The organism is Serratia sp. (in: enterobacteria), from assembly GCF_046715635.1.
In the GTDB taxonomy this organism is placed as follows: domain Bacteria; phylum Pseudomonadota; class Gammaproteobacteria; order Enterobacterales; family Enterobacteriaceae; genus Chania.
On the sequence record NZ_JBKJYW010000044.1, the window covers coordinates 1 to 8824 of the forward strand.

At 53.5% G+C, this 8824-nt stretch carries 10 protein-coding genes and 1 pseudogene; 6 read left to right on the plus strand and 5 right to left on the minus strand.

The window, feature by feature from the left end; genetic code table 11:
• Nucleotides 1-277, minus strand: a pseudogene (locus ACLQ7H_RS02120) (thiol:disulfide interchange protein); the annotation flags it as partial.
• Nucleotides 278-542: 265 nt separating this feature from the next.
• Complete coding sequence (locus ACLQ7H_RS02125; RefSeq protein ID WP_411751238.1) at nucleotides 543-731, minus strand: DUF4762 family protein; 189 nt, start codon at nucleotides 729-731, stop codon at nucleotides 543-545.
• A 680-nt stretch (nucleotides 732-1411) separates the two neighbouring features.
• Here ACLQ7H_RS02125 and ppdD point away from each other — a divergent pair.
• The 3 genes from ppdD to hofC are packed head-to-tail and all read left to right on the plus strand — an operon-like array spanning nucleotide 1412 to nucleotide 4491.
• Nucleotides 1412-1849 (plus strand): prepilin peptidase-dependent pilin, encoded by a 438-nt coding sequence (gene ppdD, locus ACLQ7H_RS02130; RefSeq protein ID WP_411751239.1) that lies wholly within the window; start codon nucleotides 1412-1414, stop codon nucleotides 1847-1849.
• 9 nt (nucleotides 1850-1858) lie between these two features.
• The gene (gspE, locus tag ACLQ7H_RS02135) at nucleotides 1859-3295 is read left to right on the plus strand and encodes a type II secretion system protein GspE (RefSeq protein ID WP_411751240.1); all 1437 of its coding nucleotides are present in this window, start codon (nucleotides 1859-1861) and stop codon (nucleotides 3293-3295) included.
• A complete protein-coding gene (gene hofC / locus ACLQ7H_RS02140; RefSeq protein ID WP_411751241.1) occupies nucleotides 3292-4491 on the plus strand; it encodes a protein transport protein HofC in 1200 nt (399 codons plus the stop codon). The genes gspE and hofC overlap by 4 nt, the downstream gene beginning before the upstream one ends.
• 62 nt (nucleotides 4492-4553) lie before the next feature.
• Here the strand turns inward: hofC and ACLQ7H_RS02145 are convergent, their stop codons facing one another.
• Entirely contained in the window at nucleotides 4554-5597 is a 1044-nt protein-coding gene (locus tag ACLQ7H_RS02145) for a GMP reductase (protein WP_411751242.1), read from the minus strand.
• A gap of 363 nt (nucleotides 5598-5960) precedes the next feature.
• Here ACLQ7H_RS02145 and coaE point away from each other — a divergent pair, with 363 nt between their 5' ends.
• From coaE to yacG, 3 genes are read left to right on the plus strand one after another with little or no spacing between them, the layout of a single operon-like run.
• Nucleotides 5961-6584 carry a dephospho-CoA kinase gene (coaE, locus tag ACLQ7H_RS02150; protein ID WP_411751243.1) on the plus strand — a complete coding sequence of 208 codons (624 nt, stop codon included), beginning with the start codon at nucleotides 5961-5963 and terminating at the stop codon, nucleotides 6582-6584.
• Nucleotides 6581-7333, plus strand: coding sequence for a cell division protein ZapD (gene zapD / locus ACLQ7H_RS02155; protein WP_411751244.1), 753 nt, complete (start codon nucleotides 6581-6583; stop codon nucleotides 7331-7333). Before coaE ends, zapD begins: the two co-directional genes overlap by 4 nt.
• A 47-nt stretch (nucleotides 7334-7380) precedes the next feature.
• Nucleotides 7381-7572 carry a DNA gyrase inhibitor YacG gene (yacG, locus tag ACLQ7H_RS02160; RefSeq protein WP_065687083.1) on the plus strand — a complete coding sequence of 64 codons (192 nt, stop codon included), beginning with the start codon at nucleotides 7381-7383 and terminating at the stop codon, nucleotides 7570-7572.
• Nucleotides 7573-7612: 40 nt separating this feature from the next.
• Here yacG and mutT read toward each other — a convergent pair whose 3' ends face one another.
• Both mutT and ACLQ7H_RS02170 read right to left on the minus strand, forming a co-directional pair.
• Nucleotides 7613-8014 (minus strand): 8-oxo-dGTP diphosphatase MutT, encoded by a 402-nt coding sequence (mutT, locus tag ACLQ7H_RS02165; RefSeq protein WP_411751245.1) that lies wholly within the window; start codon nucleotides 8012-8014, stop codon nucleotides 7613-7615.
• A gap of 79 nt (nucleotides 8015-8093) precedes the next feature.
• Nucleotides 8094-8824, minus strand: a 731-nt coding sequence (locus ACLQ7H_RS02170) for an SEC-C metal-binding domain-containing protein (protein WP_411751246.1), incomplete at its 5' end; no start/stop codon positions are given.

An 8824-nucleotide genomic window follows, 5' to 3' on the forward strand; every position in this document is an offset into this window, starting at 1 on the left:
GTTGAGTCCCGGCTGGCATCCGCGCTTCCATCTTGGCAACATTCTCTTCGTTCAAGGCGCAATAGTGGCAGCCGTAAGAGAAGATCTCGACAATCGTATTATCCGTGTTTATCGGGCTGGTTTTAACATCGCTCTCGCTGACCATAGTCAGAGTTTGTTGTTCAGGACCACCGTTTTGATTCAGCACAAAATAGTGGAAATAAGCCGTGGTGATCAGCGAAGATATAATAATAACTAAAAGGGTATAGGCGAAAAGATAAAAGGGCTTTTTGAACATGAGCGCTGCGTCCTAAATTACATATACCCAAAATCTTTCAAGGTTGCGTGCTAATAACCACAAACCTTAATGCATAAGGGTAAATCGATTAGCACTTAATAACGGAGAGATATTGATTGTTTTAGTCAGGCAGGCTGGCAATAATCCTTGCAGCAGTCACATCCCAGTCCATTAAAATGCACGAGAATCAAACAGGCTGGTGCGATAAACCCTACCGCACCAGCACTGGCATCAGTTCCTGTCAGACAGGAAACCAATGTTTACATTATGGCTGCGCAGGACAGCTGTTCAGCGCAACTGGCGCGCTGTCAACGCTAACAACCTTGCCATCTTTGTCTACACAAGTGGTAACAGCAGTACAAGTGCTTGGGGTAAGGTTTACATACTCAACGCTACAGGTATTGCAAGTTCCACCAACGATTGCACTTGCTTCAAAAACGTTTACTTTTTTCACAACATCATCCTTATATAAAAGTGAAATAAAACAGCCCTAGTCATGTCTATCATCAATGATAGAACGAATCTACGCTCAATATAAAGGCACAATAACCCATGCCTTTATTAAAGCGCAGAATATATGATATCTATTAATTTCCATGTTATGGCGAGGGCAAAGATACCGTGATATCTAAAACAGATCAATGGTAATTTGATTGATAATTATTATATAAGAATTATATTACGGAATAATATATAAAGGATATTTCTTACAAAAAGAAGGTCAAAAACCCAATAAATAGCATTGAAAGCCTGTAGATATCGCATTGCATATAAAAAACCACAGATAAGATCATTCTGCGTCGGTAAGAATAATCATCGTTTATGAGAGCAAAATTTTAGGGAGAAATGAGACACTGTCCAGACCAGCCGGCGGTTCAAGCGGAGGTAGTAGTGCCAGAAAGGCAGTCTTCTGGTGAAGGTGAGAGGGAAGTTTGGCTGCCTTAACTGACGGGCATTGCGCCATTGAAAAGCACTGTTCCTTTCCCGGTTGTGAAGCACTACGCATTATTTTTCAACGCGGCGTAACACGCGCATATTGTGGTGGAACAGCCACGCATAATCCGTATTCCCCCCTCGCCACCCGCTATTGGCCATTTTAACGTTGCCTCCTGATGACTACGGAGGAAACAACAGATGGAAACACAACGCGGTTTTACCCTGATCGAATTAATGGTGGTTATTGCCATCGTCGCCATCCTCAGCGCCATTGGCATTCCCGCCTATCAGCGCTATATCCAGAAGGCCGCCATGACCGATATGTTGCAGGCCATGGTGCCTTACAAAATGGCAGTTGAATTGTGTGCACTGGAAGGCGGCGGCCCGTCAGGCTGCGATGCAGGCAGCAAGGGGATCCCTGCGGGGGTAACAACACGTTATGTCAGCAGTATCCAGGTCACCGGGGGAACCATCAGCCTGGTTGGCGCACAGAGCCTGCAGGGCCTGACAGTGACACTGGCTCCCACGATAGACGCCACCGGTCCGATGCGCTGGACACGCCAATGCAACAGCAGTAACACCAGCCTGCAGGAAACCTGCCAGGAAGTTTTCCGTTTTGATGATGCCACACAGTAAGGAGCCCGCATGGAAATCAGCGATGAAATCCACGCGCTGTGCCAACGCTATCAGGCACTGGCACTCTGCGAAGACAGGCAACGGCTGACTATCGCCCTGCATGGTGAAATCCCTGCGGCACTAGTGAGCGCCCTGCGTTTCGCCACCGGCAAAAGCGTTGAGATTGAGCAATGGCCCGTTGCACGGCTGGAACAGGCACAGAACCAGCGGCAATCCCTCGCCCTGGTGCCACCCGTGGAAAATAGCGAGGAGCAGTCCCCCTCGCTTAACGACGACGGCGACACTCCGGTGGTGCAATTTATTAATCAAACGCTGCGTAGCGCCATTCAACGGCGTGCCTCCGACGTGCATTTTGAACCGTATCAGCAGAGGTTCCGCGTCAGGCTCAGGATTGACGGTGTGCTACAGGCGATCGCCTCTCCCCCCTTTTCGCTGGCGGCCAGGATCACCGCCAGGTTGAAGATCATGGGGCAACTGGATATCGCCGAGCGCCGCCTGCCACAGGATGGCCAACTCAGCGTGCAGCTGGATAATGCCAGTTTCTCTATGCGGATCTCCACCTTACCTACGCTGCATGGCGAAAAGGTGGTACTGAGGATCCTGCAAACCGATCGCCAGGAATTGCCGCTCGAACAGCTTGGTATGAGCCAGAAAGCGCTCGGATGGTATGCCAATGCCCTCTCCAACCCGCAAGGCATGATCCTGGTGACCGGCCCGACCGGCAGCGGTAAAACCGTGACGCTGTACAGCGGGTTACGCCAGTTGAACGATGCGCAGAGCAACCTGTGCAGCGTCGAAGATCCCATCGAGATCCCGGTGTTCGGTATTAACCAGACGCAGATCAACAGCAAAACCGATCTGGATTTCGCGCGCGTGTTACGGGCCCTGCTGCGCCAGGATCCAGATGTCATCATGATCGGCGAGATCCGCGATAAAGAGACGGCAGAAATTGCCGTCAAGGCGGCACAAACCGGGCATTTAGTGTTATCGACCCTACATACCAACTCCACCTGTGAAACGCTGACCCGCCTGACCCAAATGGGCATTCCCGGTTACCTGCTGGCGGCCTGCCTGAAACTGGTGATCGCCCAACGCCTGGTGCGGCGTTTATGCCCCCATTGTCGCTATCCACAAGTCGAGATCCTGCACTTCCCAGCCACCCTCTGGCCGGAACCCCTGATCCCATGGCGTGCGGCCGGCTGCGAACATTGCTTTGGCGGTTATTACGGCCGGATCGGCATCTACGAGCTCCTGAAGATCACGCCAGAGATCCAAAACGCCCTGATGCAAAATGCCTCGGTGATACAGTTGGCCGATATCGCACAGCAGCAGGGCCAAGCGACGCTGCTACAAGCTGGCCTGGAGTTGGTCGCCCAAGGAACAACCTCTCTGGAGGAGCTGTACCGCGTGGTCGGGGTGACCACCCAGGCCGAGAGTACACCATGAAAACGCGCCGTCTGTTTGTTTGGCAAGCCATCGACAGCCAAGGCGGAATTCGCCGTGGTGAACTGCTGGCAGAGGAGAAAAACCAGGTCTATCAGCATTTGCTGGAGCAGGGATTACAGCCTTACCAACTGGGGGCGGGGAAACGGGTCTCTGCACGTCAATGGCGTGGCGAGCCGCTGATCCAATTCACCCGCCAGTTGGCGACCCTGTTGCAAGCCGGGTTACCGCTGGTCAACAGCCTACAGCTGCTGGCTCAGGAGCATCAATCGGCCGCCTGGCGCTGTCTGTTGCTGGAAATCAGCAATAGCGTGGCGATGGGGCAGCCCTTTTCCGAAGTGATTGCTGAGCAACATCGCGTCTTCCCCCTAATCTACCGCCAACTGATCGCTATCGGCGAATTGACGGGCAATCTGGATCGCTGCTGCCTACAGTTGGCCCAGCAACAAGAAGCCCAGCAGAAGCTACAGAAAAAGGTGCTGAAGGCGCTGCGCTATCCGCTATTTATCTGCCTGGTGGCCATTTCAGTCACCATTCTGATGTTGGTGATGGTGCTGCCAGAGTTTGCCAAAATTTATCAATCTTTCGACGCCCCGTTGCCCTGGTTTACTCAAGGGCTGCTGGCACTGTCCAGCGCATTGCTCGCAACCGGGCCTTATCTGATGATCACGGTGGCTGGGCTGGCAGGATTTTATTGGCGCTGGTTGCATCCATTAGCAGATTGGCAACAACGTGAGCAGGCGATGCTACTGCGCATCCCGTTGATCGCCTCGTTGGTCAAGGGCAACTGCCTCAGTCAGGTGTTTCGTATTCTGGCGATGACACAGCAGGCCGGATTGACACTAGTGGCAGGGCTAGGCGCTGCAAAGTTATCGGTGAATATTGTGTTTTATTGCCAGGCGCTGACGGCGATCGAACAGCAACTCTCCCAAGGTTTTCCCTTCCACAGTGCGCTAGCTCAACAGCCGCTGTTTCCTTCGCTGTGCCAGCAATTAGTGCGGGTGGGAGAAGAGTCCGGCACGCTCGATATCCTGTTGGACAAGCTGGCGCTTTGGCACGAACAACAGACCTATGAGCTCGCCGATACGCTGGCGCAAACGCTGGAGCCGTTGCTGATGATAGTGGTTGGCGGGATTGTGGGTACGTTGGTGATCGCGATGTATTTGCCGATATTTCAGTTGGGGAATGTATTGGGGTAGTGCTCTCTATTTTCGCCCTGTTTGATACGGGCGCAGCATTGCGCCCCTACCAGGTCAGGCAATTATTTGCTGCCGAAAACGCGGTTTTCCTGCTCCGCTACGCGGATAAAGGTGGTGCGTTTGGTCAGCTCTTTCAGACGCTCTGCACCCACGTAAGTACAGGCAGAACGCAGGCCACCGAGAATATCACGCACGGTGAACTCGACTTCACCACGCAGCGGCAGCTTGACGGTTTTGCCTTCCGCGGCACGGTAGCCAGCTACCCCGCCCACATGGCGTTTCATGGCAGACTCTGAGCTCATACCGTAGAACAGCATGAATTTCTCACCGTTCTCTTCCACCACGGTGCCTTCACATTCGTCGTGCCCGGCCAACATCCCGCCCAGCATGACAAAGTCTGCGCCGCCGCCGAAAGCTTTCGCCACATCACCTGGTACAGAACAACCACCATCGCTGACAATCTGCCCGCCCAGGCCGTGTGCGGCATCAGCACATTCGATCACCGCGGAAAGCTGCGGATAGCCCACGCCGGTTTTCACACGAGTGGTACAAACCGAACCAGGACCAATCCCAACCTTGACGATGTCGGCACCGGACAGCACCAGCTCTTCCACCATTTCACCGGTAACCACGTTACCCGCGCAGATCACATGGCTAGGGCAAGCTTCACGGGCTTTTTTCAGGAAGGCAACAAAGTGTTCGGAATAGCCGTTGGCCACGTCGATGCAGATAAATTTCAACGCCGGAGAGAGAGCCAGGATCTGCTTCATCTTGACGAAGTCGGCTTCAGAAGTGCCGGTAGACACCATCACATGACGCAACACGGATTCGGACGAGCGCTGCACAAACTCGGCCCATTGCTCAACGGTGTAGTGTTTATGAACGGCGGTGAGAACGTCGAAGGATGCCAGGGCCTCGGCCATGCGGAAGGTGCCAACCGTGTCCATATTGGCGGCAATAATCGGCACACCGGACCAGTTGTAACCTGAATGTTTGAAGGTAAACTGGCGCTCCAGTTCAACTTCCGAGCGGCTTTTCAGCGTGGAACGCTTTGGGCGGATCAACACATCTTTAAAGCCTAACTTCAAATCTTCTTCAATACGCATGACTTATGATTTCCTGGTTTTTGGCGACGGATCGCAAAGGGATTTCGAACCACTACCCTATGCATTTCAAGTTTCAGCTTGAAAGGCGACGGGTATTGTTATTGCCAGTTCCAGTGATGCTATCATACGCACTAATAATCGCTCGGCAAGACTGCGATTTCGCCTTTATTTACGGTACAATCCCACAAATTTACCTGCTACACCCCAATGTGATTGCCGCCTCATTTTCTCGATGCCCTTTTTCAGTTTAACCGCCCTAAAAGCTCGTGCGCGAAGCAAGTCATTCGCACCCGCTTGCACTTCTGCGCGATCGCTTTATGATTCGTTTATTCTTTTTGCTGAATATCAGGATCCCCTTCGACCATGGCCTACCTAGTGGCATTAACCGGCGGTATCGGCAGCGGTAAGTCCACCGTTGCCAACGCCTTTGCACGTTTTGGCGTGGTCATTGTGGATGCAGATATCATTGCTCGCCAGGTAGTTGAGCCTGGAACCCCGGCATTGGACGCCATTGCGGCACATTTTGGTAATGAAATGTTGCTGGCGGACGGATCCCTCAACCGTGCGGCTTTACGTCAGCAGATCTTCAGCGATCCCGATGAAAAGCGCTGGCTAAACCAGTTGCTGCACCCGCAGATCCAGCGGGAAACGCAGCGTCAACTAGCCAACGCACAGAGTTGTTACGTACTATGGGTAGTCCCCTTGCTGGTAGAAAACGGCCTGCAGGATCGTGCCGACCGCGTTTTAGTGGTGGATGTCGACAGCGAGACACAATTAGCCAGAACCATGGCCCGCGACGGCATCAGCCGTCAGCAGGCGCTGAATATTCTGTCTGCACAGGCTACGCGCGAACAACGCCTGGCCGTTGCAGATGACATCATTGACAATAGCGGTAGCACACAGGGAATTGAATCCCATGTCGCCGCATTGCATCAACACTATCTTGAGCTGGCAACCTCAGCGACCCGACAGGATCACACCGAATGAGTGACGCTTCCCCGACCGTTCTCTTTGAACACCCGTTAAATGAAAAAATGCGCACCTGGCTGCGGATCGAGTTTTTATTACAACAGCTGCATGGCCAAAGAGCACTGAGCGAAACCGCTATCGCCCTAACCTTTTTCCGTACCGTTGCGGACCTGCTGGACGTATTGGAACGTGGCGAAGTGCGCACTGAACTGCTCAAAGAGCTGGAACGCCAGCAGCAGAAATTACTGCAGTGGGCGGAAATGCCCGGTGTCGATATCTTGGTGGTCAATCAGCTTCGCAGCCAGTTGAAGGGCTGCGCATCTGCGCTGATGTCTGCCCCGCGTATGGGCCAGGCGCTGCGTGAAGATCGGCTGATCAGCCTGGTTCGCCAACGTCTGAGCATCCCTGGCGGCTGTTGCAGCTTTGATTTGCCTACGCTGCATATGTGGATGCACGTAGCGCAGCATGAACGTGATGCCGACGTGGCAGACTGGTTGCAAACCCTGGAACCCTTGAATCAGGCGCTGACCATCGTGTTGGATCTGGTGCGCCAGGCTGGGCAGTTTCGCAGTCAGATCAGCCTCAATGGCTTCTTCCAGGATAACGCCGAAGGGGCAGATCTGTTACGCTTGCGTATCAATCTGGCTTACCAGCTTTACCCGCAGATTTCAGGCCACAAGACGCGCTATGCCATCCGCTTCCTGCCGCTAGACAGCGAAAACGGCACAGTGCCGGAGCGTCTGACCTTTGAGCTGGCCTGCTGCTAACACACTGAATTACCCCCTTTAACTATCAGAGGGAGAAAGGAATGAATATGACCGTAGTAAAATGCCCAACCTGTGGCAAAGGCGTGGTTTGGGGGGAAGTTAGCCCGTATCGCCCGTTCTGCTGCAAGCGCTGCCAGTTGATCGATCTCGGTGAATGGGCCGATGAAGAGAAACGCATTCCCAGCAATAATGAACTGAATGAAAGCGAAGATTGGAGTGAAGAGGACAAGGATCTTTAAAGTGGTGTTATTAGGCCTGGTAGCCCAGGCCTAAAATGCATTACGCGGCACTAGCCTGCGCCACCAACAGTTTAATGATACTGACGTTGGCCTCGGGGAACTCTTCCTCACGCAGGTCGGCCTGCTTCACCCAACGCATCGGCTGGCCTTCACGGCCATAGGGCTCGCCCTGCCAATCCTCCACCAGATAGAAATTCAGCGTCACGATGCGATCGGTGAAACGGTGCTCCAGCACCTCCAGTAACCGTGCCTGATTGGCCTGGATCCCGGTTTCTTCCAGCAATTCGCGGCCTAATGCCTGCTCCGGCGTTTCGCCCTGCTCAATCTTGCCGCCAGGGAATTCCCAAAAGCCTGCCATGTGTGAATCGGCGGCGCGGCGTGTGATGAAGATTTCCTGCTGTGGGTTACGGATAATCCCTACGGCGATGTTCAGGTGCTTCATCGCATCCTCCAGATGTTACCACTTAAAAAAAGGGCTCAGCATGCTGAGCCCTTACCGTTAACCGTTCACTGCGCCCGGTTTACTTTTGCAGGCGGCCGTGGCACTGCTTGTATTTCTTACCGGAACCGCATGGGCAAGGATCGTTGCGCCCTACTTTACGTTCGGCAACAGCCGGAGCGTTCGGATCGGTGACCGCGAGGGCGTTTTCTTCCTGGTGGCTCAGCTGTTGCTGGCGTGCCAGACGCTCGGCTTCTTCGCGACGTTGCAGCTCCAGAGCCTCAACCTCTTCCGGCATGCGCACCTGCACCTTACTCAACACGCTAATCACTTCATATTTCAGCGATTCCAGCATGGTGGAAAACATGTTGAAGGATTCACGCTTGTATTCCTGCTTCGGATCTTTTTGCGCATAACCACGCAGGTGGATACCCTGACGCAGGTAATCCATCGCCGCCAGGTGCTCTTTCCACAGGGAGTCCAGCGTCTGCAGCATCACGCCTTTTTCGAAGTTGCGCATCATTTCGGCGCCAACAACCTCTTCTTTGCGCAGGTAATCTTCCTTCGCCTTCGCCATAATGCGCTCACGCAGCGTTTCTTCGTGCAGCTCAGGTTCTTTATCCAGCCACTCGGCGATCGGCATATCCAGATCGAAGTCGTTTTTCAGGCGATCTTCCAGGCCCTGAACATCCCACATTTCTTCCAGCGACTGCGGCGGAATGTAGCTGTCGATGGTGGTTTTGAACACGTCTTCACGGATGCTGTTGATGGTTTCGCTCACGTCGGACACGTCGAGCAATTCGTTACGCTGGC